The 26,628-nt window shown below is 71.4% G+C and carries 25 protein-coding genes; 13 read left to right on the plus strand and 12 right to left on the minus strand.

Annotated elements, in window-relative coordinates; translation table 11 throughout:
* Window positions 1-123: 123 nt before the first annotated feature.
* The 4 genes from IE317_RS22645 (at window position 124) to erm (ending at window position 5,148) form a co-directional block, all read left to right on the plus strand.
* A complete protein-coding gene (locus IE317_RS22645) occupies window positions 124-1,698 on the plus strand; it encodes an ATP-binding protein (protein WP_191313198.1) in 1,575 nt (524 codons plus the stop codon).
* Entirely contained in the window at window positions 1,695-2,363 is a 669-nt protein-coding gene (locus tag IE317_RS22650; RefSeq protein WP_176171321.1) for a response regulator, read from the plus strand. The genes IE317_RS22645 and IE317_RS22650 overlap by 4 nt, the downstream gene beginning before the upstream one ends.
* Window positions 2,364-2,456: 93 nt before the next feature.
* Window positions 2,457-4,205 (plus strand): M64 family metallopeptidase, encoded by a 1,749-nt coding sequence (locus tag IE317_RS22655; protein ID WP_191313200.1) that lies wholly within the window; start codon window positions 2,457-2,459, stop codon window positions 4,203-4,205.
* Between the two features lie 211 nt (window positions 4,206-4,416).
* Window positions 4,417-5,148 (plus strand): 23S ribosomal RNA methyltransferase Erm, encoded by a 732-nt coding sequence (gene erm, locus IE317_RS22660; protein WP_191313202.1) that lies wholly within the window; start codon window positions 4,417-4,419, stop codon window positions 5,146-5,148.
* Here erm and IE317_RS22665 read toward each other — a convergent pair.
* The 8 genes from IE317_RS22665 to IE317_RS22700 are packed head-to-tail and all read right to left on the minus strand — an operon-like array spanning window position 5,145 to window position 15,043.
* Window positions 5,145-6,512: a beta-N-acetylhexosaminidase gene (locus tag IE317_RS22665; protein WP_191313203.1), complete on the minus strand. Its 1,368-nt coding sequence runs from the start codon at window positions 6,510-6,512 to the stop codon at window positions 5,145-5,147. The two genes, erm and IE317_RS22665, sit on opposite strands and share 4 nt — an antisense overlap.
* Window position 6,513: 1 nt before the next feature.
* A complete protein-coding gene (locus IE317_RS22670) occupies window positions 6,514-7,362 on the minus strand; it encodes a carbohydrate ABC transporter permease (RefSeq protein ID WP_191313205.1) in 849 nt (282 codons plus the stop codon).
* On the minus strand, window positions 7,353-8,300 hold the full coding sequence (locus IE317_RS22675) for a carbohydrate ABC transporter permease (protein WP_373309094.1): 948 nt from the start codon (window positions 8,298-8,300) through the stop codon (window positions 7,353-7,355). Before IE317_RS22675 ends, IE317_RS22670 begins: the two co-directional genes overlap by 10 nt.
* On the minus strand, window positions 8,300-9,583 hold the full coding sequence (locus IE317_RS22680) for an extracellular solute-binding protein (RefSeq protein ID WP_191313215.1): 1,284 nt from the start codon (window positions 9,581-9,583) through the stop codon (window positions 8,300-8,302). The genes IE317_RS22675 and IE317_RS22680 overlap by 1 nt, the downstream gene beginning before the upstream one ends.
* Before the next feature lie 8 nt (window positions 9,584-9,591).
* The gene (locus IE317_RS22685) at window positions 9,592-10,722 is read right to left on the minus strand and encodes a lactonase family protein (protein ID WP_191313217.1); all 1,131 of its coding nucleotides are present in this window, start codon (window positions 10,720-10,722) and stop codon (window positions 9,592-9,594) included.
* Between the two features lie 42 nt (window positions 10,723-10,764).
* Entirely contained in the window at window positions 10,765-12,153 is a 1,389-nt protein-coding gene (locus IE317_RS22690; RefSeq protein WP_191313218.1) for a GntP family permease, read from the minus strand.
* Window positions 12,150-13,745: an N-acyl-D-amino-acid deacylase family protein gene (locus IE317_RS22695; protein WP_191313220.1), complete on the minus strand. Its 1,596-nt coding sequence runs from the start codon at window positions 13,743-13,745 to the stop codon at window positions 12,150-12,152. Before IE317_RS22695 ends, IE317_RS22690 begins: the two co-directional genes overlap by 4 nt.
* Window positions 13,745-15,043, minus strand: coding sequence for an amino acid deaminase (locus IE317_RS22700; protein ID WP_191313222.1), 1,299 nt, complete (start codon window positions 15,041-15,043; stop codon window positions 13,745-13,747). The genes IE317_RS22695 and IE317_RS22700 overlap by 1 nt, the downstream gene beginning before the upstream one ends.
* A gap of 153 nt (window positions 15,044-15,196) precedes the next feature.
* On the opposite strand from IE317_RS22700, the gene IE317_RS22705 reads away from it, so the two are divergent.
* From IE317_RS22705 to IE317_RS22715, 3 genes are read left to right on the plus strand one after another with little or no spacing between them, the layout of a single operon-like run.
* The gene (locus tag IE317_RS22705) at window positions 15,197-16,132 is read left to right on the plus strand and encodes a sugar kinase (protein WP_229902859.1); all 936 of its coding nucleotides are present in this window, start codon (window positions 15,197-15,199) and stop codon (window positions 16,130-16,132) included.
* Complete coding sequence (locus tag IE317_RS22710) at window positions 16,129-16,887, plus strand: IclR family transcriptional regulator (protein WP_191313226.1); 759 nt, start codon at window positions 16,129-16,131, stop codon at window positions 16,885-16,887. Before IE317_RS22705 ends, IE317_RS22710 begins: the two co-directional genes overlap by 4 nt.
* Window positions 16,887-17,270, plus strand: coding sequence for a RidA family protein (locus IE317_RS22715; RefSeq protein ID WP_191313228.1), 384 nt, complete (start codon window positions 16,887-16,889; stop codon window positions 17,268-17,270). The genes IE317_RS22710 and IE317_RS22715 overlap by 1 nt, the downstream gene beginning before the upstream one ends.
* Before the next feature lie 15 nt (window positions 17,271-17,285).
* On the opposite strand, the gene IE317_RS22720 is transcribed toward IE317_RS22715, so the two are convergent.
* From IE317_RS22720 to IE317_RS22730, 3 genes are all read right to left on the minus strand, one after another.
* Window positions 17,286-18,284 (minus strand): 1-aminocyclopropane-1-carboxylate deaminase, encoded by a 999-nt coding sequence (locus IE317_RS22720; protein WP_191313230.1) that lies wholly within the window; start codon window positions 18,282-18,284, stop codon window positions 17,286-17,288.
* Window positions 18,281-18,916, minus strand: coding sequence for a GntR family transcriptional regulator (locus IE317_RS22725; RefSeq protein WP_373309095.1), 636 nt, complete (start codon window positions 18,914-18,916; stop codon window positions 18,281-18,283). The genes IE317_RS22720 and IE317_RS22725 overlap by 4 nt, the downstream gene beginning before the upstream one ends.
* Before the next feature lie 216 nt (window positions 18,917-19,132).
* Window positions 19,133-19,492 carry a DUF1844 domain-containing protein gene (locus IE317_RS22730; protein ID WP_191313234.1) on the minus strand — a complete coding sequence of 120 codons (360 nt, stop codon included), beginning with the start codon at window positions 19,490-19,492 and terminating at the stop codon, window positions 19,133-19,135.
* 190 nt (window positions 19,493-19,682) lie between these two features.
* Here IE317_RS22730 and infC point away from each other — a divergent pair, with 190 nt between their 5' ends.
* The 6 genes from infC (at window position 19,683) to pheT (ending at window position 25,611) form a co-directional block, all read left to right on the plus strand.
* The gene (infC, locus tag IE317_RS22735; RefSeq protein WP_191313290.1) at window positions 19,683-20,303 is read left to right on the plus strand and encodes a translation initiation factor IF-3; all 621 of its coding nucleotides are present in this window, start codon (window positions 19,683-19,685) and stop codon (window positions 20,301-20,303) included.
* 68 nt (window positions 20,304-20,371) lie between these two features.
* Window positions 20,372-20,566, plus strand: a complete 195-nt coding sequence (gene rpmI, locus IE317_RS22740) for a 50S ribosomal protein L35 (protein ID WP_191313236.1) — start codon at window positions 20,372-20,374, stop codon at window positions 20,564-20,566.
* A 67-nt stretch (window positions 20,567-20,633) separates the two neighbouring features.
* Window positions 20,634-21,011 carry a 50S ribosomal protein L20 gene (gene rplT, locus IE317_RS22745; protein WP_004559056.1) on the plus strand — a complete coding sequence of 126 codons (378 nt, stop codon included), beginning with the start codon at window positions 20,634-20,636 and terminating at the stop codon, window positions 21,009-21,011.
* A complete protein-coding gene (locus IE317_RS22750; RefSeq protein ID WP_191313292.1) occupies window positions 21,008-21,823 on the plus strand; it encodes a TrmH family RNA methyltransferase in 816 nt (271 codons plus the stop codon). Before rplT ends, IE317_RS22750 begins: the two co-directional genes overlap by 4 nt.
* A gap of 156 nt (window positions 21,824-21,979) precedes the next feature.
* Window positions 21,980-23,041, plus strand: coding sequence for a phenylalanine--tRNA ligase subunit alpha (pheS, locus tag IE317_RS22755; protein ID WP_191313238.1), 1,062 nt, complete (start codon window positions 21,980-21,982; stop codon window positions 23,039-23,041).
* Window positions 23,041-25,611, plus strand: a complete 2,571-nt coding sequence (gene pheT, locus IE317_RS22760; protein WP_191313241.1) for a phenylalanine--tRNA ligase subunit beta — start codon at window positions 23,041-23,043, stop codon at window positions 25,609-25,611. The genes pheS and pheT overlap by 1 nt, the downstream gene beginning before the upstream one ends.
* 328 nt (window positions 25,612-25,939) lie before the next feature.
* On the opposite strand, the gene IE317_RS22765 is transcribed toward pheT, so the two are convergent.
* Window positions 25,940-26,626 carry a DNA alkylation repair protein gene (locus tag IE317_RS22765; RefSeq protein ID WP_191313243.1) on the minus strand — a complete coding sequence of 229 codons (687 nt, stop codon included), beginning with the start codon at window positions 26,624-26,626 and terminating at the stop codon, window positions 25,940-25,942.
* Between the last annotated feature and the right edge of the window lie 2 nt (window positions 26,627-26,628).

Raw genomic sequence — 26,628 nt, forward strand, 5'->3', positions numbered from 1 at the left:
CACACTGTAGGCCGAGTCCGGTGATCCGGCTCACTTGTGTTCATTGAGTTCGTGTGATGATCGCACCGTCCCGTTCGGACAGCCGCCCGCGCGGTGTGCTGGTATGAGGAGGTGCCCCCGACCGTGCGGTCCCGTTGGAGCCTGGCGCGCCAGCTGCTCGTGCTGCAGCTGGCGGTGCTCTGCGTGCTGGCCGGCGCCGGGATCACCTTCGCCTGGCTGGACGCGCGGCACGCGGTCGAGCAGAACGCCGAGGACCAGGTGAGCGCGATCGCCCGGACCGTCGCCGACGCGCCGACCGTCGTCGCCGCGGTGACCACGCCGAACCCGAGCGCCACGCTGCAGCCGTTCGCGCTGCGCGTGCAGGACGACACCGACGTCGACTTCATCACGATCATGAGCCCCGACGGGATCCGCTACACCCACCCGACCCCGGCGCTGATCGGGCAGCGCTACATCGGGACCATCGCCCAGGCCCAGCAGGGCCACGACCACACCGAGACCTACACCGGCTCGCTCGGCCCGTCGGTGCGCACGGTCGTGCCGGTGTTCGACGCCGGCCACCGGGTCGTCGCGCTGGTCGCGGTCGGGATCAAGGTCGCGGCGATCTCGGCCGAGCTGCGCGAACGGCTGTGGCCGCTGTTCGGCGTGGCGGGCGCGGTCCTGCTGGTCGGGGCGCTGGGCGGCTGGCTGATCAGCGCCCGGTTGCGGCGCCAGACCCGGGGCGTCGCGCCGGACGAGCTGAGCAACCTCTTCGAGTACCACGAGGCCGTGCTGCATTCGGTCCGCGAAGGCGTGCTGCTCGTCGGCCGCGACGGGCGGATCGGCCTCTGCAACGACGGCGCCCGCACGCTCCTCGGCATCGACACCGACCCGGTCGGCCGTGACCTGGCGACGCTGGGCCTGCCGGACGGGCTGGCCGAGGCGTTCACGTCGGCGGAGAACCGGGCGGAGGAACTGCACCTGACGGACTCCCGCGTGCTGCTGGTCAGCACGAACGCCGTCCGCTCGGGCGGGCGTGCGCAGGGCACCGTCGTCGTCCTGCGCGACCACACGGAACTGCAGTCGCTGACCGGCGAGCTGACCACCGCCCGCGGCCTCGCCGAGGCGCTGCGGTCGCAGGCGCACGAGGCGGCGAACCGGCTGCACACGGTCGTTTCCCTCGTGGAGATCGGCAAACCCGAGCAGGCCGTCGAGTTCGCCACGGCGGAGCTGGCGTTCGCCCAGGAGCTGACCGACCGGGTCGTCGGTGCCGTGGCCGAGCCGGTGCTCGCCGCGCTGCTGCTGGGCAAGGCGGCCGAGGCGAGCGAGCGCGGGGTCGAGCTGACGGTCACCCCGGACACCGTCATCGACGACGTCTCGCTCGGGATCGAGGCCCGGGACCTGGTGACCATCCTCGGGAACCTGATCGACAACGGCCTCGACGCGGCCGTGCGCGGCACCGGGCACCCGAAGGTCGTCGTCACCGCCCGCTCCGACGAGGACGGCCTGCTGCTGCGCGTGGCCGACAACGGCCCCGGCGTGCCCGAGGACGCCGACGTGTTCCGGCGTGGGTGGTCGACGAAGGCGGAGGACGGCCACGGGCTCGGTCTCGCGCTCGTCGGGCAGGCGGTGCGCCGCTACGGCGGCACGGTCGACATCGGACGGGACGAGGGCGCGGTGTTCACCGTGCGGCTGCCGCGGCAGGCGGTGGCCCGGTGATCCGCGTGCTGGTCGTCGAGGACGAGCCGGTGGCCGCCGAGGCCCACCGCGTGTACGTCGAGCGGCTCCCCGGGTTCGCCGTGGCCGGCGTGGTCCACTCCGGCGGCGAGGCACTGCGGTTCTGCGAGCGCGAGCCGGTCGACCTGGTGCTGCTGGACTTCTACCTGCCGGACACGCACGGCCTGGCGGTCTGCCGCTCCCTGCGCGCGGCCGGCCTGCCGATCGACGTCATCGCCGTGACGTCGGCGCGCGACCTCGGCCTGGTGAAGGCGGCGGTGTCGGTCGGGGTGGTGCAGTACCTGCTCAAGCCCTTCACCTTCGCGACGCTGCGCGAAAAGCTCGAGCGCTACGCGGAATTCCGCGACGCGTCCGGCGAGGTCACCGGGCAGGCCGAGATCGACCGCGCCCTCGGCGCGCTGCGCACGACCGAGCAGCCGCCGTTGCCCAAGGGGATGAGCGTGCAGACGTTGGAGGCGATCACCGACGCCCTTTCCGGCGCGGCGGAAGGACTTTCCGCGGGCGCGGCGGCTTCGGCGATCGGTGCCTCCCGCGTGACGGCCCGGAGGTACCTGGAGTACCTGGCGGACAACGGGATGGCCCACCGCGAGCCGCACTACGGCCAGGTCGGGCGGCCGGAGGTCTGGTACCGCCTGACCCGCGTATAACGACCTATACGTCGCGGCAAACGACTTCTGGCGGTTCCCGTGCCGCTTTCGGTGCGGTAGACCGGGAAGATCACCGACCAGGGGAGTGCCGCCATGCGGAAGTGGGCCGGGTTCGTCGCAGCGTTCGTGCTTGCCCTGGGGACGGCCGCCCCGGCGCAGGCGGCAGAGCCCACGGCCACCGTCACCGAGGTGCAGGTCACCGGACCGGTCGCCCAGCGGTTCAACCTCGTCGTGCTCGGGGACGGCTACACCGCCGCCGAACAGCCGAAGTTCTTCGCCGACGTCGAGCGGCACGTCAGCACCCTGTGGTCGCTCGAGCCGTTCAAGTCCTACCGCAGCTACTTCAACGTCTACGCCGTCTCGATCGCCTCGCCCGAGTCCGGTGTGGACTGTGACCCCGGCCTCGACGCGCCGAAGCGGGACACCCCGCTGGACATGGGGTTCTGGGGCGGCTGCAACCCACAGAGCGTCCAGCGGCTGCTGACCGTCGACGACGCGGCCGCCCAGCGGTACGCCGATCTCGTGCCCGGCACGACCCGCGCGAACCGTCAGATCCTCGCGCTGGGCAACAGCGCCACGTACGGCGGAGCGGGCGGCACCTACGCGACGGCGTCCGGCGGGAACGCCCTGTCCGCGCTGATCTCGCCGCACGAGCTCGGCCATTCCCTCGGCGGCCTCGACGACGAGTATGACTACTACGCCCGCAACGTCCCCGGCGGCGCATACGAAGGAGGCGAGCCCGACTCCGTCCACCACACTTTGCTCACCGAGCCGCAGATGCGTGCCCAGCACGCGAAGTGGTGGCGCTGGCTGGGCGAGCCGAGCGAGTCCGGTGGCCGGATCGGCCGTTTCGAAGGCGGCCTGTACACCCAGACCGGGGTCTGGCGGCCGAGCGAGCACTCGATGATGAAGACGCTCGGGTACGCGTTCGACCAGGTCGGCCGCGAGCGGATGACGCAGCGGATCGCGGCGAAGGTCCCGCTCATCGCGGGTGGCACCCCGGCGGGGACGGTCGGCGCCGACCGTGTCGTGTGGGTGCGGCCGATGCACCCGGTGAGCCACCGGCTGGACATCCGCTGGACCCTCGACGGCGTGGTGCTGCCCGGCCGCGAGGCGGTCGACCTGCGGTCCGCGCACGTCCGGCCCGGCCGCCACACGCTGACGGCCACGGTGACCGACCCGACGCCGTTCGTCCGCGACCCGGCGGTCCGGCCCTCCGCGACCCGCACCTGGACGGTCGACACGTCGGTGGTCACGCCCCCGGCGAGTGGCCCGGCGGTGGTGGCCTCGACGCCGACTTCGCGCCCGGTCGGCGGCCACGACGTGGTGTACGTCGAGACCGGCGAGCCGACCGGCTCGATCCCGCAGGTCCGGTGGATGCTCGACGGCCGCTTCGCCGGAACGGGCCCCGACTTCGCCCTCGACGCACCCCGCGGCTCCCACCGGCTCACGGCGACAACCGGCGGCACGACGGTGACGTGGACGGTGGACGCAACCGGTCCGGCGACGACAGCGGAGCTGCCCCCGGGAACCGTGTACCACGGTTCGTTCACGATGCGGCTGTCATCGCCCGACGGAATGCCGGAGTTCCGCGTCGACGGCGACGGCTGGCACAAGTACTACGGCTGGCCGACGGACCCGAACGCGCCGTACCTGTTCACGCCGCGGGGCACGGAGATCGACGGGCTGGCGTACGGCAACCTCGGCGACGGCGGGCTGACGGTGTCGCCGTTCTCGGAGCGCAAGCCGGGGTATGGCAAGCACCGGATCGAGTACCGGTCCATCGATGCGGCGGGCAACGTGGGCCTCACGAAGTCGGTCACGGTGACGCTGCTGCCGTAAATCGGTCGCCGGGTGCGGCCGCGGGCTTGTAAGGTCCGCGGCCATGGGAACTTTGTGGATGCTCGCCTGCGGGCGAAAGATTCAGCGTGACCGCCGCGCCTGACGGCGCGCACCGCTGACGATCGCGCCGTACTTCCGGATGCCCCGGCACCCGGAGGCGGTCGAGTGACCATCCCCGGGTGCTCCATTCCGCAAGTCTGGAGTGCCTCCCTTGTCCCGCTCCGTCCATGGCGGCCGCCATGAGCTCGGCCAGAACTTCCTCCGCCACCTCCCGACCGTCGACACGATCGTCCGGCTCGTGCGCCGGACCGAAGGCCCGATCCTCGAGATCGGCGCCGGCGATGGCGCGATCACCCGGCAGCTCGCGGCGCTCGGCCGTGACGTCCGGGCCGTCGACCTCGACGAGCACCGCGTACGCCGGCTGCGCCGCCGGCTGCCGTCGGTGTCCGTGGTGCAGGGCGATGCCCTGCGGATCCCGCTGGACCGGCCGGTCGTCGTCGGCAACCTGCCGTTCCACCTCACCACCCCGATCCTGCGGCGGCTGCTCACCGACGGCAGCTGGAGCGAGGCGATCCTCCTCACCCAGTGGGAGGTGGCCCGCAAAAGCGCGGGCGTCGGCGGCCACACCATGCTGACCGCCCAGACCGCGCCCTGGTTCGGCTTCGCCCTGCACGGCCGCGTCCCGGCCGACGCCTTCCGGCCGAAACCCGGCGTCGACGGCGGACTCCTGACCATCGTCCGGCGGCGTGAACCGCTCGTCGACCCGGCCGAGCGCGCGGACTACGAACAGTTCGTCCGCGCGGTCTTCACCGGACGCGGCCGCGGGATCGGTGAGATTCTCCCGAAACGACGGCGCGCCGCCCTGAAGGACGCCGGGATCCCGCCGTCGGCGCTGCCCCGCGACCTCAGCCCCAGCCAGTGGGCGGCACTGTGGCACGGTTAGCGCGGCCGGCCAGGCACCCCGGGCCGGGTCTGCCAGGGGTGCGGCCCGTCCAGCGGCCGGTACTCCACCCCGAGGGCATCCAGCCGCGGCAGGTGGTGGTCCCGCAGCCGCGGCAGGAACTCCGCGTAGTCCCGCGGCCCGGAACTCCAAGCCACCTCCGCGAACGCCGACAGCCGCGGGAAAGCCATGTAGTCCACCCGCCGGACGCTGTCCAGGTGCTCGCTCCACACCTGGGCCTGAACGCCGCGCAGTCGCGGGCCCTCCAGCGCCGGCGAATACGCGTACACGTCCTCCAGCGTGTGGACCCACCCCACCGGGATCGGCTCGCCGGGATCCGCGGACTGCCGGTGGTCGAGGTAGACGTGCTGCTCCGGGCACATCACCACGTCGTGCCCCGCCGAAGCCGCCCGCACGCCCGCGTCTTCGTTGCGCCAGGCGCCGATCACCATCGGGGGAAGACCGTCGATGTCGAGGACCTCGTCCCAGCCCATCGGCGTCCGCCCGCGTGCCACCAGGTGCTCGGCCAGCAGGCGGACGAACTTGCGGTGCTCGTCGGTGGCGCCCGGCGTTTCGTCGCCGCCCAGGGCGATCACCGGGGACGGGAAGATTTCCAGCAGGTGGTCGAACACCTGCCGGAAGAAGTCCAAAGTGGACGAGCTGGGCGAAAGCAGCGAAGTGCTGATACCCCAGGAGTCCCAGACTTCGTAGGACGAAGAGTCCCCCAAGGAGGGATAAGCGGCGAGGGCTGCTCGCGCATGCCCCGGAATGTCGATCTCCGGCACCACCGTGACAGCCCGCGAAGCGGCGTAGGCGACGATCTCCCGCAGGTCGTCACCCGTGTAGAAGCCGCCGTGCGGCCGGCCGTCCTGCGCGCCCCCGCTGCCGACCATCGACGACGGCCGCCAGCCGCCCACCGAGGTCAGCCGGGGGAACGCCGGGACCTCGAACCGCCAGCCCTGGTCGTCGGTGAGGTGCAGGTTCAGCACGTTCAGCTTGTGCGCGGCCAGCAGGTCGACGAACCGCAGGACCTCCGCCTTGGTCCGGAAGTGCCGGGCGACGTCGAGCAGGCAGCCGCGCCACCCGAACCGCGGGTGGTCCTCGACGACCCCGCAGGGCAGCGACGACGGTGTGAACCCGGCCGCCCGGAACGCGGCCGGGCCCGCCAGCTGCCGCACCGTCTCCCGCCCGTAGACCTCCCCGGCGGCGTCCGCGACCTCCAGAACGACACCGGACGGGGAAATCGTGAGCCGGTACCCCTCCGGCGGCAGCGAAGCGGTCCGGACGTCCACTGTGGACGGCCACGGGCAGGAACCCGGCGCGGAGGTCACCGAGACCGGACGGGGGAGCAGGGTGTCGAAAGCCATGTCAGCCCTTCACGGCGCCGGCCATGCCGGACACCAGCCGTCGTTGGACGAGGACGAAGAACACCAGCACCGGGATCGTCATCAGCGTCGACGACGCCATCACCGCGCCCCAGTCGGTGTCCTCCGGTTTGAAGAACACCAGGATCGCCTGCGGCAGGGTCTGGTTCTCGGTCTTGGACACGATGAACGTCTTGGCGAACAGGAAGTCGTTCCAGGCGTGGATGAACGCGAGCACACTCACGGCCACGAGCCCGGGCGCCACCAGCGGGAACAGGATCTGCCAGGTGAACCGCATCCGCGACGCGCCGTCGAGCTTCGCCGCCTCTTCGAGTTCCACCGGCACCGCGGCGACGAACCCGCGCAGCATCCAGATCGCGAACGGCAGGCTGAACGCCAGGTGGACCAGCACCAGCGAACCCAGCTCGTTGAGCCCCAGCGCCGGCACCGCCCCGCCGAGCGACCGCATCAGGAAGAACAGCGGGATGGTCAGCGCCTCCACCGGCACCATCTGGGCGACCAGCGTCATCACCAGCAACACCGTGCGCCCGCGGAAGCGAAACCGGGTCAAAGCCACCGCCGACAGGAACGACAGCAGCAGCGACAACGCCACGACGACCAAGGCCACGACCAGGCTGTTGACGAAGTACCGCCCGAAGCCCGACACGGTGAGCACGCGCGAAAAGCTGTCGAACGACGGACTCAGCGTCCACGGCTTCGGTGAAGCCGACTGGATCTCGCCCGCCGGCTTCACCGCCGAGAGCACCATCCAGTACAGCGGGAACGCGACGATCCCGGCGATCACGACCGTGACGACTTCGGCGAGCAGCCGCCCGGGACGCCTCACAGCCATGCCGCGCTCCGGCGTTGCGTCCGGACGTACAGCCCGGTGACCGACAGCAGCAACAGCGTCATCACGACTCCGATCGCCGAGCCGAGGCCGTACTCCTGCCCGGCGAAAGCCTGTTGGTACGCATACACGTTGAGAACCAGGTTGCGGCCGGCCACGCCGCCGCCGTTGGTCATCACGTAGATCTGGGTGAACACCTTGAAGTCCCAGATGATCGACTGGACCGTGGCGATCATCAGCAGCGGCCGCACCATGGGCAGCACGATCGTCCACGTCGTGCGCCAGGCCGACGCGCCGTCGAGCGACGCGGCCTCGAGCACCTCGTCCGGGACGCCCTTGATCCCGGCGTACATCGTGACCAGCACGAACGGGAACGAGCACCAGATCACCTCGGCCGCGACCAGCCCGAACGCGCCGAGCGTGCCGTACGTCCACGAGTGGTGCTGCAGCGGCAGCCCCAGGCCCGACAGCACCTCATTGACCAGGCCGAAATCGGTGTCGAAAAGGAACAGCCAGACGTAGGAGCCCGCGATCGCCGGTGTCGACCAGGCACCCAGCGCGGCCAGGAACAGCAGCATCCGCGGCAGCGAGCGCACCCGCGAAGCCAGCACCGCGAGTCCGGTGCCGACGATGAGCGAACCGACGACGCAGGCCGCGGCGAACCCGACGGTCTTGCCGAGCACGGTCCAGAACTGCGCTTGCGACAGCAGGTCCGCGTAGTTCGCGAAGCCGAGGAACACCAGTGGTGCGTTGCCCGCGGCCTGCGGCTGGCCGTAGTCGTAGAACGAAATCAGGATGAGCTGGTAGATCGGGTAGGCCAGCAGTGCGGCGAGCAGGATGCCCGCCGGGGCGAGGTAGAGCGCGGCGGCCCGGCCGTCCCCCTTCCGCCGCGGCCGCCGCGCGGGCGCCGTGACGGAAGGGGACTCCTGGAGCGTCACCACTAGCCGAAGGCCTTGTTCATCGCGGCGGCCGCGTCGGCCAGGGCCGCCGCCGGGTCCTTGCCGCCGGTGGCGATCTGCTGCACGGCGGTCGGCAGCACGTTCTGGCTGTCGATCTTCGACCACGCCGGGGTCGCCGGGACGAACTTCGTGCCCGCCTTCAGGGTGTCGACGAACGGCTTGAGGAACGGGTCGTTCGCGGCGAGCTTCTGCTGCACGCTGCCCAGCGTCGGCAGGTTGCCCATCGCGGTGTACATCTTCTCCTGGTACTTCGCGCCGCCGAGCAGCTCGACGAACGCCAGCGCCAGGCTGCGGTGCTTGGTCGCCTTGAACACGCCCAGCAGGTTGCCGCCGGCGAACGCGGGCGCGGTGCTGCCCGCAGTGGTTCCCGGGATCGGCACGACGGCGTACTTGCCCTTCACCGCGCCCTGCTCGACGGCCTTGCGGTTGAAGTCGCCGCCGATCGTCATGCCGGCCTTGCCGCCGGCGAACGCCGTGACGCTCTGCGTGCCGGTCAGGTTCGCGCACTGCGCGGGCGGGCAGATGTCGTCCTTGAGCAGGTTCGCGTACTGGGTCACGCCGGCCTTGGCCTGCTCGCCGGTGACCGCCGACGTCCACTTGCCGCCCTGCTCCTGCGCCAGCTCCCCGCCGTTGGCCCAGAGGAAGGGCAGCATCGCGTAGGTGTACTTGCCGCCGACGGCGATGCCGTAGAGGTCCGGCTTGGCGGCCCGGATCCGGCGGGCGGTGTCGGTCAGCTCGGCCAGCGTCGCCGGGGGCTTCAGGCCCAGCTCGGTGAAGACGTCGGTGCGGTAGTAGAGCGCCCGGATGCCGGTGTACCAGGGCAGGCCGTAGGTCTGGCCGCCGGATTTCGCGGTGTCCAGCACGGTCGGGATGAGGTCCTTGCCCTCGGGCCATGCCGCGAGGTCCCCGGTCAGGTCGGCCAGCGCGCCGGTGGCCGCGTAGCTGGAGACGTCGGTGTTGCCGAACTCGGCGACGTCCGGGGCGTTGGCCGGGTCGTTGAAGGCACCCGAGAACTTGTCGGCGCGGCCCTCGACCGGCACCCACTGGACGTCGATCTCGACGCCCTGGTGGGCCGCCTTGAACTCGGTGATCGCTTCCTTGACCGCGGCCTCCTTCGGCGCGCGGTTGGCTTCGTCGAACAGCCAGACTCGGACGGTGCCGGTCTTGTCGTCCCCGCCGCCGCCCGCGGGGGCGGACTGGGTGGGGGCGCAGCCGGCCAGCAGGGCCAGCCCGGCGACGACGGGCAGGGTGCGGCGCAGTCTCATGGTGAACCTCACGAGGCGAAGTAGACGGAGTTGACGCTGCCGACGGCGAGGCTCCCGGCGACCGCGCCGGGCAGGCCGGTGGCCGGGTCGCGCGGCAGCCAGGTGACGGTGCCGGAACGCTGGTTCGAGACGTAGAACCAGCTTTCGGACGGGTCGAGCGCCACGTGCCGCGGCCAGTTGCCGCCGGTCGGCACGGTCGACACCAGCTTCAGCGTGGCGCCGGAAACGGAGAAGGTGGCCAGCGTGTTGGGGCCGCGGACGGTGGCGTAGGCGAACTTCCCGTCCCGCGACAGGATGATCTCGCCCGGGTACAGCTCGCCGGTGCTCCCGGCGGGCACGGCCGGGACGACCGAGAGCGCCGTCAGCTTCCCGGCGGCCGCGTCCCAGCTCGCCACCGTCACCTCCGCCCGCAGCTCGCCGAGGATGTAGGCGAACTTCCCGGTGCGGTCGAACGCGAGGTGCCGCGGCCCGGCACCCGACGGCAGCTTCAGCTGCTGGTGCAGCGAAAGCTTCCCGGCGGCGAAGCCGTAGACGTACACCGAGTCCGCGCCGAGGTCGACCGCCAGCACCCAGCGGCCGGTCGGGTCGTTGACGACCTGGTGCGCGTGCGCGTCCCGCTCGGCGCCGTGGTGGGTGACGAGGTCCGTGGCCGGCCCGAGCTTGCCGCCGGCCAGGATCGGCAGCACGACGACGCTGCCCGAGCTGTAGTTCGCGGCCAGCACGTACTTCCCGCTCGAGTGCACGCTGAGGTGCGTCGGTGCGCCGCCCTTCGACGAAACCTTGTTGAGCAGCCTCGGGTTCGCGGGGTCGGCGATGTTCAGCGCCGAGACGTACCCGTTCGGGTCGCCTTCGTTGGTCACGTACAGCGTCTTGCCGTCGGCACCGCGGTCGAACCAGGAGGTGTCGGTGATGCCGGGCACCGTGCGGACGGGGTTCAGCGCGGCACCGGACCGGGTCGTGACGTCGAGCCCGTGCCCGGTCGCCCCGCTGGTGTAACTGCCGATGTACACGGTTCCTCCGGCGAAGCAGCCTTTCGGCGTGGTGGCCGCCGACGCGACCTGGCTGCCGAGAACGGTGGCGGCGCCCGCGCCGGCCGCAGCGCCGAGGAACGTACGACGGGTGAGTCCGGTCATCGTCATTGTCTCCCAACGGGTTTCGGCGGTGATAGGCTCCAGTATGGTCTAGACCACGGCCATGAGCAATGCCGAAACCCCGAATCCCGAAAGGGAAAGCACGGTTTCCAGCGCGGTCCAGGACTTCAGCGTCTGCGGCACGGTGAGATTGAAGTACCGCGAAACGATCCAGAAGCCGCCGTCGTTGACGTGCGAGGCGATGATCGAGCCGGCCGAGATCGCCATCACCAGCAGCGCCAGCTGGATCTGCGAATAGCCGAGCTGGGCCACGGTCGGCGCGACGATCCCGCTCGTGGTCACGATGGCGACGGTGGCCGAGCCCTGCGCGATCCGCATGCCGCAGCTGATGACGTACGCCGCGAGCAGCACCGGCAGCCCGGCGTCGTGCAGCGAGTCGGCCACGGCCTTGCCGATCCCGGTCGCCGACAGCACCGCGCCGAAGAACGCGCCCGCGCCGACGACCAGCAGGATCATCGCCACCGGCCGCAGCGACTTGGCGGCCAGCTCGTTGAGGTCCTTGCCGGTGAACCCGCGCCGCAGCCCCAGCAGCCAGGACGCGAGCAGCACGGCGACGGTCAGCGCGACCGCGGGCGTCCCGATGAACGCGGCGACACCGGCGAGCGCGGAGCCCTTCGGCAGCCAGATGCTGCCGAACGTGCCGGCCAGGATCAGCACCAGCGGCACCGCGATGATCGCCGCGACCAGGCCCAGCGACGGCGGGTTCTCCTCGCGCTCGCCCTCCTCTTCGGCGAACACCATGTCCTCGGGCACCTCGACCGTGATGCGCTTGCCGATCCACGTCGAATAGAGCACGCCACCGATGAGGAACGCCGGGATCCCGCAGGCCAGGCCCATGAGGATGATCCAGCCGAGCTCGACGTGCAGCAGCCCGGCGGCGGCCACCGGACCGGGGTGCGGCGGCAGGAAGGCGTGCGTGATCGACAGGCCGGCCAGCAGCGGCATCGCGTACAGCACCAGCGACTTGCCGCCCTGCTTCGCGGCGACGTAGACCAGCGGGGCCAGCACGAAGATGCCGATGTCGAAGAACACCGGGATGCCGAAGACGAACCCGGCGACACCCATGGCCAGCGGCGCCCGCTTCTCGCCGAACGACCGCAGCAGCGCGCTCGTCAGCACCTTCGCACCGCCCGAGCGTTCCAGGATCGAGCCGAGGATCGTGCCGAGGCCGATGATCGCCGTGATGTGCCCGAGGATGCTGCCGAACCCCTTTTCCAGCAGGGAGTCCGACGCCTTCTGGGCCGAGCCGACGATCGTCCCGACGGGCAGGCCGGCGGCCAGCGCCGTCAGCAGGCCAACGACGATCAGCGCGATGAACGGCTCCAGCTTCAGCTTGATGATCAGCACCAGCAGGACGGCGATCGAGACGGCGGCGAGCGTCAGCAGCCCGCCCGTGGTGTGTTGCAGCCAGTGGATCATGCGGCTCTCCGGGGGTTGCGCAGGGAGTGTCCGGCGAGGGCGCCGGTGGGGCTTCCGTCGTCGAGGGCGGCGACGCCGTTGACGAAGACGTGGGTGAGGCCCGTGGCCGGTTGCCGCGGGTCCTCGAAGGTGGCGGTGTCGGTGATCGTTTCGGGGTCGAACAGCACCAGGTCGGCGGCGTACCCGGCGCGGACCAGCCCGCGATCGGCCAGCCGCAGCCGCCGCGCGGCCCGCCCGGTCAGGTGGGCGACGCACTCGGCGAGGTCCAGGACGCCGAGCTCGCGCACGTACCGGGCCAGGTACCGCGGGAACGTGCCCCACGCCCGCGGGTGCGGCCGGGCGCCGACGAGCAGCCCGTCGCTGCCGCCGGTGTGCGTGGGGTGCCGCATGATGGCCTGGACGTTCTCCTCGTGCCCGACGTGCATCAGGCACGACGTCCCGAGCCGTTCGTCGAGCAGGGTGTCGAAGTACAGCTTCGCCGGTTCGATGCCCTGCGTGCGCGCCGACGCGGCAACGCTGTGCCCGACGAGGTGGGCGTTGTGCTCGTTGCGGACACCGTTGATTTCGATGGCGTCCCAGTCGATCGGGACGCCGTGCGCACCGTCCGAACCGGACTCTTCGATCTCGGACCGGATCCGCTCACGTTCGTCCACATCGGACAAGCGGGCGAGGGTGGCGTCCAGCCCGCCTTCGGTCGCCCAGCTCGGCAGCAGCGCGCTCAGGTAGGTCGCGCCCGGCAGGTACGGGTAGGTGTCCAGCGAGATGTCGCAGCCGTCGTCGAGTGCGTCGTCCAGCAGCTTCAGCAGGTCGGGCGCCTTGCCCTTGTTGACCGAGAAGTTCATCGTCGCGTGGGCCAGGTGCAGCGGGCAGCCCGAGCGGCGCGACACGTCGATCATCTCGGCGAAAGCTTCGAGGGCACCCTTGCCGTAGCTGCGGTGGTGCGGGCTGTAGAACCCGCCCAGCTCGCCGACCACCCGGCACAGCTCGACCAGCTCGCTCGTCTCGGCGTACATCCCCGGCGTGTAGGTGAGACCCGAGGACATCCCCATCGCGCCCTCGGTCAGGCCGGTGGCGACGAGTTCCTTCATCCGGGTCAGCTCGGCGTCCGTGGCCGGGCGGTCGTCCCAGCCGACGGCGAGCATCCGGACCGTGCCCTGCGGCACGAGGTAGGCGGCGTTGACGGCGATACCCCGGTCCAGCCGGTCGAGGTACTCGCCGACCGACCGCCAGTTCCAGTCGAACCCCGCCGGGTCGTCGTTCCAGCCTGCGAGCTGCTGCCGCAGGGCGTCGAGCACGACGTCGTCGACCGGCGCGTACGACAGGCCGTCCTGGCCGAGCACCTCGGTCGTCACGCCCTGGGTGATCTTCGCCGGGTGCTCCGGGTTGGCCAGCAGCTGCAGGTCGGAGTGCGAATGCATGTCGATGAACCCGGGTGCGAGCACGAGCCCGTCGGCGTCGATGGTCCGGCCGCCGGTGAGCGAGCCAGGGTCCGCGACGTCCGCGATCCTCCCGTCGGTGATGCCGACGTCGTGGCGGGCGAGCGGCGCACCGGTGCCGTCGGCGACCAGCGCGTTCCGGACGACGACGTCCATCAGAACCACGTCCGGACGTAGTCGACGACGGTCTCGCCGTCGGCCGCGGTCACCGGCAGCAGCGGCCACTTGTCGAACACCGTGCACGGGTGCGAGAGGCCGAGCCCGATCCAGTCGCCGACCTCGACCGGCGAGCCCGGCGGCAGCGTGAGGAACGCGTGCTGGTCGTTCATCTTCGCGACGACGTGGCCTTCGAGGGGTTCGGCGGGGCCGTCCGGCGTCCGGCGCAGCTGCGGCTCGGGCATGCCCTCGTCGAAGGACGCGTCCCGCTTGCCGAGGGTGAGCAGCGCGAGCTCGTCCGACGGCTTCGACGTCACCTGCGCCCACGCCCGCAGCGCGGGCCGGAAGGAGTCGACGCCGTCGATGCGCGGGTGGTCGCCGAGCGGCGAGATCTGGCGGTAGAAGCCGTCGTCGTGGGTGAGGTAGGCGCCGCTGCGCAGCACCGGCAGCACGTCGAGGCCGTCCGGCCACGGCTTCGTCAGTTCGTTCGCGACCTGGTCGAAGTAGGCGCTGCCGCCGGCGGTGACGATGATCTGCCCGTTCAGGAGTCCCTTGTCCGCGAACGAGATCGCGAGCTCACGCAGGCCGTCCACATAGGAACTGATCTTGGCGAGCGCGGCTTCGTCGGTGTCGTGCGACAACGCGCCTTCGTAGCCGCCGGTGCCGCGCAGGCGCAGCGCCGGGCTCGCGTGGACCGCTTCGGCGATCGCCAGCGCGGTCGCGGTGTCGCGGACGCCGGTGCGGCCGCCGTCGGCGCCCAGTTCGACCAGGACGTCGACCGGGCGCTGGGTGCCTTCGAGGGCCGCGGTCATCAGCTCGACCCCGCGGACCGAGTCGACCCAGCAGACGAACTCGAACGCCGGATCCGCCGCCAGCTCGGCGGCCAGCCAGCGCAGGCCCGACGGGTCGAGGAACTGGTTGGCCAGCAGGATCCGCGAGACCCCGAACGCGCGGTAGATCCGGAGGTGACCGGCGTTCGCGCAGGTCACGCCCCACGCGCCGTGCTCGATCTGGCGCGCGAACAGCTGCGGTGCCATGGTCGTCTTGCCGTGTGGCGCCAGCACCACACCCCGCGCGGCGCACCACGCGGCCATCGTCCGCAGGTTGTGTTCGAGTGCTTCTTCGTCCATGACGACGAAGGGGGCGAAGAACCCGTCCGTGAACAGGTTCAGCCTGCGGTCCGCGGCTTCTTCCAGCGTGAGCCCGGACAGTGCGGGAGCGGCCGAGCGGAAGCGCCAGTCGATCCGCTCCTGGCGGAGGGCGGCGAGCGCGGCGGGGTCCATCTGGCAAGGGTTCATCGGCGGCGACCTCTGTGTTGCGTATGGTGCAACGACTGTTGCGCATTTTGAGTGCCATAGGTGTAGCATCCGGGTCGCCACAGGTCAACGGGGTGAAGGGCAGGGAGACGGAAAGTGACGAGCGGGCCCGAGGTGTTGTGCGTGGGCGAGACGATGGCGCTGTTCGTGCCCGCCGAACCCGGCCCGCCGGACGAGGTGAAGCACTGGGTGCGCACCATCGGCGGCGCCGAATCGAACGTGGCCTGCAACCTGCCGACGCTCGGGGTGCGCAGCGGCTGGGTGAGCGCGGTCGGCGACGACCCGTTCGGCCGGGCGATGCTGCGCGAGGTCGCATCCCACGGCGTCGACGTCAGCGCGTGCTCCGTCGACCCGCTGCGCCCGACCGGGCTCTACGTCAAGGAAAGCGGTGCCGGCGGCAGTCCCGTGCGCTACTACCGGGCGGGCTCGGCCGCGTCCGGGATGGGGCCCGAGCTGCTGGACCGGCTCGATCTCGACGGCGTCCGCGTGCTGCACCTGTCCGGCATCACACCCGCGTTGTCGGACAGCTGCCTGGCCCTGGTGCGGGCGCTGCTGGACCTGCCCCGCGGCGACCGGCTGATCTCGTTCGACGTCAACCTGCGGCCGGCGCTGTGGGCCGGCCGCGACCCCGGCCTGCTCGCCGGACTGGCCGCGCAGGCCGACATCGTCCTGACCGGCGACGACGAGGCCCAGCGCGTGTGGGGGACCGGCGACCCGGAACAGCTGCGGGCGTTGCTGCCGGGACCGCGCACGCTCGTGGTCAAGCACGGCGAGCGCGGCGCCACGCTGGTCGAGGGCGAGCCGCTGTTCGCGCCCGCGCTGAAGGTCGACGTCGTCGAGCCGGTCGGTGCGGGGGACGCGTTCGCCGCCGGGTTCCTCGCCGCGACCCTGCGCGGCGCCACGCCCCTGGAACGGCTGCGCCAGGGGCACCTGCAGGCCGCGGTCACCCTGCTCACGCACGACGACGTCGGGGTGCCGCTGCCGCGGGAAGTCGTGGATACCCTGCTGCACGCGGACCCGGACGAGTGGCGTTCGGTGCGGCTGACCGGAGAGGGCGTGGTGCTCCCATGAGCCAGAGCTTGGACCGCGCGCTGACGTTGCTGACCTCGATCGCGCAGGACGCGCGCACCCTGGACGACCTCGCCGACGAGATAGGCGTGCACAAGTCGACGGTGCTGCGCCTGCTGCGCACCCTCGAGCAGCACCACTTCGTCCGCCGCGAAGGCGCCCGGCACTACCGGCTGGGCAGCGCCATGTTCGACCTCGCCAACCAGGCCCTGGACTCCTTCGACGTCCGGCGCAGCGCCCACCCCGCGCTCGCCGCCCTCAACGAGCGCACCGGGCACACCGTGCACCTGGCCAGCTACGAGGACGGCGAAGTCGTCTACATCGACAAGTTCGAGGGCCGGCACTCGGTGCGGATGTACTCGCGGATCGGCAAGCGCGCGCCGCTGCACTGCACCGCGGTGGGGAAGGTGCTGGTCGCGGCGATGCCCGTGGCCCGCCGCGAGGAGATCGCGCGGTCGATCGAGTACCCGGTGCGGACGCCGAACACGATCACCACGCCCGCGGAATACCTGGCGGAGCTGGAGCGCGTGGCCCAGCGCGGGTACGCCGTCGACAACGCCGAGCACGAGGACTTCATCCACTGCATCGCGGCGCCGGTGCGGGGGACCGGCGGCGAGGTGCTGGCCGCCGCGTCGATGTCGGTGCCGAAGGTGCTGCTCGACTACGACGGCCTGCTGGCGCTGGTGCCCGAGCTGCGGGCCGCCACGAAAGAAGCTTCCGTCCACAGCGGATGGACGGAGAACGGAAAGGGGCACTGATGAGCAAGACGGCAGTTTCCACCGAGAACGCGCCGAAGCCGCCGGCGAAGTTCTCGCAGGCCGTCCGCAAGGGGAACCTGCTGCAGGTCGCCGGCCAGGTCGCCTTCGACCCGGCGACCGGCGCGATCGTCGGCGACGACGTCGCGGGCCAGACCCGGCAGACGTTCAAGAACATCGAGGCCGTGCTGGCGGAGGCGGGCTCGAGCCTCGCCGACGCGATCATGGTCCGGGTGTACCTGACCGACACCGCGCACTTCGCGCCGTTCAACGAGGTGTACGACGAGCTGATCGGCGAGGCGCCGCAGCCCGCCCGCACGACGGTGTACGTCGGTCTCCCGGGCGAGCTGCTCGTCGAGATCGACGTGCTCTGCGTGCTGGACTGAGCCTTCGGCGGGCGGTCAGCCCAGGACGCTGGTGTAGCCGTTCAGGGCCGGCTGCCCGCCGAGGTGGGCGTAGAGGACGTTCGAATCGCGCGGGATCTCGCCGTTCGTGACGAGGTCGATGAGCCCGGCCATCGACTTGCCCTCGTACACCGGGTCGGTGATCATGCCTTCCAGCCGGGCGCACGTCTCGATGGCGTCCACGCATGCCTTGTCGGGGATGCCGTAGATCCCGGCGTGGTAGCGGTCGTCGAGTTCGACCTCGGGGATTTCCCCGGCGCCGATCAGGTCGGCGGTGGTGCGTGCGATGCGGGTGACCTGCTCCCGGGTTTCTCCGGGCTTGGCGGAAGCATCGATGCCGAGGATCCGGCGCGGCTTGCCGCTCAGCGCGGTCCCGGCGACCATCCCGCCCTGGGTGCTGCCGGTGACCGAGCAGACGACGACGGTGTCGAAGAAGACACCGAGTTCTTCTTCTTGTTTTTCGAGCTCGACGATCCAGTTCGCGAAGCCGAGCCCGCCGAGCCGGTGGTCCGAGGCGCCGGCGGGGATGGCGTAGGGCCTCCCGCCTCGCTCCTCGACCTCGGCGACGGCGTTCTCCCACGCCTCCTTGAAGCCGATGCCGAAGCCGGCCTCGACGAGCCGGACGTCGGCGCCGAGGATGCGCGAGAGCTGGATGTTGCCGACTTTGTCGTAGAGCGGGTCGTGCCAGTCGACCCAGCTTTCCTGCACCAGCACGGCCTTCAGCCCGGCCCGCGCCGCGGCGGCGGCGACCTGGCGGGTGTGGTTGGACTGGACACCGCCGATGGAGACGAGCGTGTCGGCGCCCTGCTCGAGTGCGTCGGCGACGAGGTACTCCAGCTTGCGGGTCTTGTTCCCGCCGAACGCGAGGCCGGAGTTCACGTCCTCGCGCTTGGCCCAGATCCGCGCGCCGCCGAGGTGGGCGGTCAGGCGTTCCAGCGGGTGCACCGGCGACGGGCCGAACAGGAGCGGGTAGCGGGGGAAGTCGGCGAGGGTCATCGGTCCTCCAGCAGTTCGGTCCAGATGGTCGAAATCACCGCGACGGCGGTTTCGGTGTCGTGCTTCTCGAGCGCGTCGATGAGCTTCGTGTGGCGCTCGACGGAGTTCCAGGCGAGCGTCGAGCTGAACCGGGCGTGCTCGAGGCGGCGCAGCAGCGGGGTGTAGCGGTCGAGGGTCGCGGCGACGGCGGCGTTGCCGGCCAGGCGGACCGGGACGTCGTGCAGCTCGTCGTCCGCCTGCACGGCGGCCGCGATGTCCCGGGCCACGATGGCTTCGGCGAACCGGTCGTTGGCCGCCCGCATGGCGGCGATGTCGGCTGGGCGGCACTTCGCGGCGGCCTGGCGGACGGCGAACTCGTGCAGCACCCGGACGATTTCGCGGGCGTCGAGCACGTCGGGGGACATGACGTCGGAGACGCGCGTGTAGCTCTGGGGCTTCTGGTCGACGAGCCCGTCGTCGGTGAGGCGTCGGAGGGCGTCCCGGACGGGGGCCTTCGAGAGCCCGAGCTGGTCGGCGAGGTCGCCGTCGCGCAGCGGGGTGCCGGGCGGGAGGGTGCCGTCGACGATCGCGCGGCGGATCCGGTCGTAGGCCTCGTCGCGGAGGAGCGGGCGGGTGACCTTCGAGAGACTCACATCTAACATGTTAGATGTCGGGGGACGGGTGGGGCAAGGTGTGGTCCTGCTCGGTTCAGGGTGGTGAAGCGCCGGTGCGGGCCGAGACCGGGTGATCGTCGTGGTGGCTGGCCCGGCCCCGGCCGACCGGACCCGACCGGGCGACCGAGCCAACCCCTCCCGCGGCCGACCCGACCTGACCCCGGCCAACGCGAGGCCGGGCGCCAAGCCGTCGACTCAGTAAACCGGGCCGGTGTACTTCTCCCCGGGCCCCTGCCCGGGCTCGTCCGGCACGGCCGAAGCCTCCCGGAACGCCTTCTGCAACGACTGCAGGCCATCCCGCAACGGCCCGGCGTGCAGGCCCAGGTACTCCGCAGACGCGGTCACGAGCCCGGCGAGCGCGGTGATCAGCCGCCGCGCTTCGTCGAGGTCTCGGTGCGGGGATGTCGCCGGGTCGGCGTCGGCGAGGCCGAGCCGCTCGGCGCCGGCCGACAGCAGCATCACCGCCGCGCGGCTGATCACCTCCACGCTGGGGATGTCCTCCAGGTGGCGGGCTTCGGGGGAATAAGGGGGCTGTTCGGAGGGTTGTTCTGACACGTCTGGTACCCTTCCACGTGCGACCAGCCCCCGAGTGATCGGGGGCGGCAAGTGGAGCCCCGCTCCCACCCGCGTCACCGTACAGGTGGCCGGGTCCGGTCTCACCCGTCCAGGGTGAAGGAGTGTCCTCCGGGGCACGATCGGAAACAGAGTGGGCCCCGCGCACCGAGACGGTGTCGGGGCCTTCGCTATGTGGGCACCAGGTCGAAACGAGAACAGGAAACATTCCTCGGACCAAGGAGGCCCCATCAGCTCCGAGACACGCATCAACGACCGAATCCGGGTGCCGGAGGTCCGTCTCGTCGGACCCGCCGGCGAACAGGTCGGCATCGTCCGGATCGAGGATGCGCTGCGCCTGGCGCAGGAGAACGACCTCGACCTCGTCGAGGTCGCGCCGCAGGCCCGCCCGCCGGTGTGCAAGCTCATGGACTTCGGCAAGTTCAAGTACGAGAGCGCGCAGAAGGCCCGCGAATCGCGGCGCAACCAGCAGCTGACCGTCATCAAGGAACAGAAGCTGCGCCCCAAGATCGACCAGCACGACTACGAGACCAAGAAGGGTCACGTGTCGCGCTTCCTGGCGGCGGGCAACAAGGTCAAGGTCACGATCATGTTCCGCGGCCGCGAGCAATCCCGGCCGGAGCTCGGCTACCGGCTGCTGCAGAAGCTCGCCGAGGACGTCACCGAGCTCGGCTTCGTCGAGTCGTCGGCCAAGCAGGACGGCCGCAACATGATCATGGTGCTGGCCCCGCACAAGAACGTGAAGCCGAAGGCCAAGGCCGAGCCCGCCTCCGAGCAGGCCCCCGAGGCGTAGGCGCCGACCAGCACGAGTCAGCGGCTCACCGGTTTTTCCGGTGAGCCGCCGCACGAAAGAGGACAGAAATGCCGAAGATGAAGACCCACAGCGGGACGTCCAAGCGGATCCGCAAGACGGGTTCGGGCAAGCTGCGCCGCCAGATGACCGGCCGGCGCCACCGCATGGAGAAGAAGTCCAGCCGCGTGACCCGCCGCCTCGAAGGCACCACCGAGGTGTCGAAGACCGAGGTCAGCCGCGTGAAGCGCCTGCTCGGCATCTGATCCCGCAGAACTTGCTGTAACCACCCGGGGCGTCCCCCTCGCCCCCTGAGATCGACAGGATGGACCCGTGGCACGCGTCAAGCGGGCGGTCAACGCCCAGAAGAAGCGTCGCGCAACTCTCGAACTGGCCAGCGGCTACCGCGGCCAGCGTTCGCGGCTGTACCGCAAGGCCAAGGAGCAGACGCTTCACTCGCTGAACTACGCCTACCGGGACCGCCGTGCCCGCAAGGGTGACTTCCGCCAGCTGTGGATCACCCGCATCAACGCGGCCGCTCGCGCCAACGGCGTGACCTACAACCGGTTCATCCAGGGCATCAAGGCCGCAGGTGTCGAGGTCGACCGCAAGATCCTCGCGGACCTCGCCGTCAACGACGCCGCCGCCTTCACCGCGCTGGCCGAGCTCGCCAAGGCCAACGTCAACACCGGCGAAGCGAAGTCGGCCTGACCGGCGGCTTTCAACGACCCGGGGCGGAACCGTTCACCGAACGGACCCCCCGGGTCGTTGCTGCGCGCAAGCTGACGCGGCGCGCGGAACGCGACAAGACCGGCCGGTTCCTGGCCGAAGGCGCCAACGCCGTCGAAGCTGCGTTGGCGGACGGAACGGTGCACGAGCTGTTCGTCACCGCTCGGGCGTCGGAGCAGCACGCGGACCTGGTCGACGCGGCCCGCGCGGCCGGCGTCGGCGTCTCGCCGATCACCGACCGCGCCGCCGACGGCCTGTCGGAAACCGTGACGCCGCAGGGCATCGTGGCCGTCTGCGCGCTGCTGGACCGGCCCCTCGAGGAAGCCGTGACCCCGGCCGCCCGGCTCGTGGTGGTGCTGGTGGACGTCGCCGATCCCGGCAACGCGGGCACGGTCATCCGTGTCGCCGACGCGGCCGGCGCCGACGCGGTCGTCCTGGCGGGCGACACGGTCGACCCGCACAACGGCAAGTGCGTCCGCGCGGCCGCCGGCAGCCTGTTCCACCTGCCGATCGCGCGGGTCCGCGACGTCCCGGCCGCGCTGGCCGCCTGCTCCGCCGCGGGCCTGCGGACGTTCGCCGCCCACGGCTACGCCGACGCCGAACTCGATCGGGTGGACCTCACCGCGCCGACGGCGTGGGTGTTCGGCAACGAGGCCCACGGCCTGCCCGCGGACGTCCTCGACCGGACCGATCTCGCCGTCCGGATCCCGCTGTACGGCCGCGCCGAGAGCCTCAACCTGGCCACCGCGGCGGCGGTCTGCGTCTACACGAGCGCGATGGCGGCGCGGCGCTGACCAGCGCCGCCCGGGCCGCCGGCCGGACCGGCGCGGAGCCTCCGGGGCGACCGGGGCCGCGCGGAGCCGATCCCATAGACTTTTCCCGCCTTTGACCTCTCGCGTGCCGTGTGCGGCGGAGCGCGAACGACCAGTCCCAGCGGACGCCGAGGAGTTATGTCCGGAGCCACGGAGAAGGAAGCACAGGGCGCGGTACTCGCCCCCGAGACGCTGCAGGAGGCGGTCAAGGCCGCCGAAGCGGCGTTCGCCGCCGCGACCGGGCTCGAAGGGCTGGCCGAGGTCAAACCGGCCCACCTCGGTGACCAGTCCCCGGTGGGCCTGGCCCGCCGCGGGATCGGTGCCCTGCCCAAGCAGGAGAAGGCCGAGGCGGGCAAGCGCGTCAACGAGGCCCGCCAGGCGGTCCAGGCGGCCTTCGACGCCCGCCGCGCCGAGCTCCAGGCGGAGCGCGACGAACGCGTGCTGCGCGAAGAAGCCGTCGACGTCACCCTGCCGTGGGATCGCGTCCCGCGCGGTGCCCGGCACCCGATCAGCACCATCTCCGAACGCGTCGCGGACGCCTTCGTCGCGATGGGCTACGAGATCGCCGAGGGCCCCGAGCTCGAAGCCGAGTGGTTCAACTTCGACGCGCTGAACTTCGGCAAGGACCACCCGGCCCGGCAGCTGCAGGACACGTTCTACGTCGGCGAAGAGGACTCGGGCCTGGTGCTGCGCACGCACACCTCGCCGGTCCAGGCGCGCACGCTGCTGCACCGCGACCTGCCGGTGTACGTCGTCTGCCCCGGCCGGACGTACCGCACCGACGAGCTCGACTCGACCCACACGCCGGTGTTCACCCAGGTCGAGGGCCTGGCGGTGGACAAGGGCATCACGATGGCCCACCTCAAGGGCACGCTGGACGCCTTCGCCCGCGCCATGTTCGGCGAAAGCTCCAAGACGCGGCTGCGCCCGCACTTCTTCCCCTTCACCGAGCCGTCCGCGGAGGTGGACGTCTGGTTCGAAGAGAAGAAGGGCGGCCCCGGCTGGGTCGAGTGGGGCGGCTGCGGCATGGTCAACCCGAACGTGCTGCGCGCCTGCGGTGTCGACCCCGAGGTGTACTCCGGGTTCGCCTTCGGCATGGGCATCGAGCGCACCCTGCAGTTCCGCAACGGGATCCCCGACATGCGCGACATGGTGGAGGGCGACGTCCGCTTCACCCTTCCCTTCGGAACGGAGGCGTAGTGCGAGTCCCAGTCAGCTGGCTGACCGAACACCTCGAGCTCGCTGAGGAGGTCACCCCGCAGGACCTGGCCGACGCGTTCGTCCGGATCGGCATCGAGGTCGACGACCTGCGCGAGCTCGGTCCCGTGACCGGCCCGCTGGTCGTCGGCCGGGTGGCCGAGATCGAGGAGCTCACCGAGTTCAAGAAGCCGGTGCGCTTCTGCCGCGTCGACGTCGGCGAGCCCGCCGACGAAGCCGAAGAGCTCGACGAACTCGACGACGAAGACGACGAGGACGACGACGAAGCCGGCGAGTTCGACGAGGGTCCGCACGGCATCAAGACCCGCGGCATCATCTGCGGCGCGCGCAACTTCGTCGAGGGCGACCTGGTCGTCGTCGCGCTGCCGGGCGCCGTCCTGCCGGGCGACTTCGAGATCGCGGCCCGCAAGACCTACGGCCGGATCAGCGACGGCATGATCTGCTCGGCGCGCGAGCTCGGCCTCGGCGACGACCACACCGGCATCCTCGTCCTGCCGTCGGGCACCGCGAGCCCGGGCGACGACGCGAGCGAGCTGCTCGGCCTCGACGACTCGGTGATCGAGCTCGCCCCGACCCCCGATCGCGGGTACGCGCTGTCGATCCGCGGCCTCGCGCGCGAGCTGTCGAACGCGCTCGACGTGCCCTTCGGCGACCCGGCCCTCCTGGAGGTCCCGGCGGCCGAGGGCGACGCCTGGCCGGTCCGCGTCGAGGACCCGGAAGGCTGCCCGCGGTTCGTGCTGCGCCGGGTCACCGGCCTGGACGCCACCGCGCCGACCCCGTGGCGGATGCGGCGGCGGCTGATGCTGGCCGGCATCCGGTCGATTTCGCTGGCCGTCGACGTCACCAACTACGTGATGCTGGAGCTCGGGCACCCGCTGCACGCGTTCGCCACCAAGGCCATCCAGGGCGATCTGGTGGTGCGCCGGGCGAAGGCGGGCGAGAAACTGACCACTTTGGACGACGTCGAGCGCACGCTCGACCCGGACGACGTGGTCATCGCCGACGACAGCGGCGTCATCTCGCTGGCCGGCACGATGGGCGGCGCGAGCACGGAGATCACGCCGGAGAGCACCGACGTGCTGCTCGAGGCGGCGCACTGGAACCCGGCCGCGATCAGCCGCACGGCGCGTCGGCACAAGCTGTTTTCCGAGGCCGCCAAGCGGTTCGAGCGGTTCACCGACCCGCAGCTGTGCGCGGCCGCGGTCGAGCTGGCCGCCCGGCTGCTGCGCCAGTACGGCGACGCCGCCATCCAGCCCGGCCGCACCGACGAGGGCGTGGTCGAGCCGAATCCGGCGGTCGTGATGCCGATCAACCTGCCCGACAAGGTCGCGGGCGTGAACTACCAGCGCGGGGTCACGGTCCGCAGGCTCACCCAGATCGGCTGCAAGGTCTCGGTCGGCACGGGCGACGACGGAACCGGCCTGGTCACGGCGATCCCGCCGAGCTGGCGCGGCGACCTGCGCCAGCCGGCCGACCTCGTCGAAGAGGTGCTGCGGCTGGAGGGCTACGACAGCATCCCGTCGACGCTCCCGGCGGCCCCGGCGGGCCGCGGCCTGACCGACGCCCAGCGCCGCGTCCGGAGCGTTTCCCGGGCGCTGGCCGAGGCGGGGTACGTCGAGGTGCGTCCGTTCCCGTTCATCAGCGACGCCGTGTGGGACGCGTTCGGCCTCCCGGCCGACGACGTCCGCCGCAACACGGTCGTGGTCCGCAACCCGCTGGAAGCCGACCGCAACCGCCTGGCGACGACGTTGCTGCCGGGTCTGCTGGACACGATGCAGCGCAACGTGTCCCGCGGGCTGAAGGACGTCTCGCTGTACCACATCGGCCAGGTGGTGCTCCCGGCGCCGAACCCGCTGAAGGTCCCCGACCTCGGCGTCGACCGGCGGCCGTCGGACGAGGAACTGGCCCTGCTGGAGGCCGCGGTGCCCCAGCAGCCGCTGCACGTGGCCGTGGTCCTGGCCGGAAACCGCCGCCGCGCGGGCTGGTGGGGCGCGGGCGAGCCGGCCAACTGGGCCGACGCGGTCCAGGCGGCCCGCACGGTCGCGGAGGCGGCCGGCGTCGAGCTGACGGTCCAGGCGGCCGACCTCCCGCCGTGGCACCCGGGCCGCTGCGCCCAGCTCCGGGTCGGCGACTGGCCGGTCGGCCACGCGGGCGAGCTGCACCCGAAGGTGGTCGAGGCGCTCGGCCTGCCGCCGCGCACGGTGGCGATGGAGCTGGACCTCGACGCCATCCCGCTCCCGGACGACCGCCCGGCGCCGAGCGTGTCGGGCTACCCGCCGGTGCTCCTGGACGTCGCGCTGGTGGCGGCGGCCGACGTCCCGTCGGCGGACCTCGCTGCGGTGCTGCGCGAGGGCGCGGGCGAGCTCCTGGAGGACATCACGCTGTTCGACGTGTACGCGGGCGAGCAGGTGGGCGAGGGCAAGCGATCGCTGGCGTACAAGCTGCGCTTCCGCGCCCCGGACCGCACGCTGACGGTCGACGAGGCCACCAAGGCCCGCGACGCGGCCGTGGCAGCGGCAGGCGAGCGCTTCAACGCCACCCTCCGCGCCTGACGGTCAAGTCCGGCCCCTCCCGCGCACCAGCCCGGGAGGGGGCCGGACCCCGTGATGCCCCACCAATCACGCAAGAAGCCCCTCCAGACACGCAAGAAGCCTCTCCCATCACGCAACCGACCCTCCAGGCACGCAAGCCGACCCTTCAGGCACGCGAACCGACCCTCCAGGTACGCAAACCGACCCTCGAGGTGCGCAAGCCGACCGCCCAGGTACGCAAGCCGACCCGCCCGGTACGCGAGTCGACTGCCTGGGTACGTGATCCGATCCTCCCGGCCCCCGGCCCCCGGCCCCCGGCCCCCGGCCCCCGGCACGGAGGAACCTCACCTCACCAGATGTGCTTCAGCGCCTCCCGCCTCGACAACCCGGACAACCCCGGGTGATCGTCCACAAAGCACCGCACCCAGTCCGGCGCCGTCTTCGCGTAGTCCCGTAGCGCCCAGCCGATTCCCTTGCGCAGGAAGAACTCCGGCTCGGCGATCGACGGCTCGATCGCGCGGGTGAGCAGGTCCGTGTCCGTTTCCCCCTTCGCCCCCACCTGGCAGATGATCGCCGTCCGGCGGCGCCAGAGGTCGGTGTCGTGGGCCCACGCCAGCATGATCGGTGTCATCCGGGGGCGGTACTCCCGGAGGATGGGGCCGATCCGGCGGATGGCGAGCTCGTCCACGTAGTCCCACCAAGCCCCGCCGACGATCATTTCCTCGTACAGCGGGACCAGGTCCGGATCCTGCCAGCGCCGGTACGCCCGGTATCCGGACAAATCGATCGCCGCGTAGCGCTCCTCGCGGAATTCGGCTGCTCGCCACAGCTCCAGGACGGCCGCCGAAAATGTCACCCGATCGGTCAATGTGTGGTCGGCCAGCACCTGCTTGAGGAGCGCACTGCGCTCGGGTTTCGCCACCCCGCGGAAGGGCATGGCCGACTTCATGTACGCCTGCATCGCCGGCGCTTTCACCGGGTCGGCCAGCTCCGCCAGCCCGGCCCGAATCGCCGTGACGAGCCTTTCCGCGTTCATCT

Source organism: Amycolatopsis bullii (assembly GCF_014654205.1).
GTDB lineage: Bacteria > Actinomycetota > Actinomycetes > Mycobacteriales > Pseudonocardiaceae > Amycolatopsis > Amycolatopsis plumensis.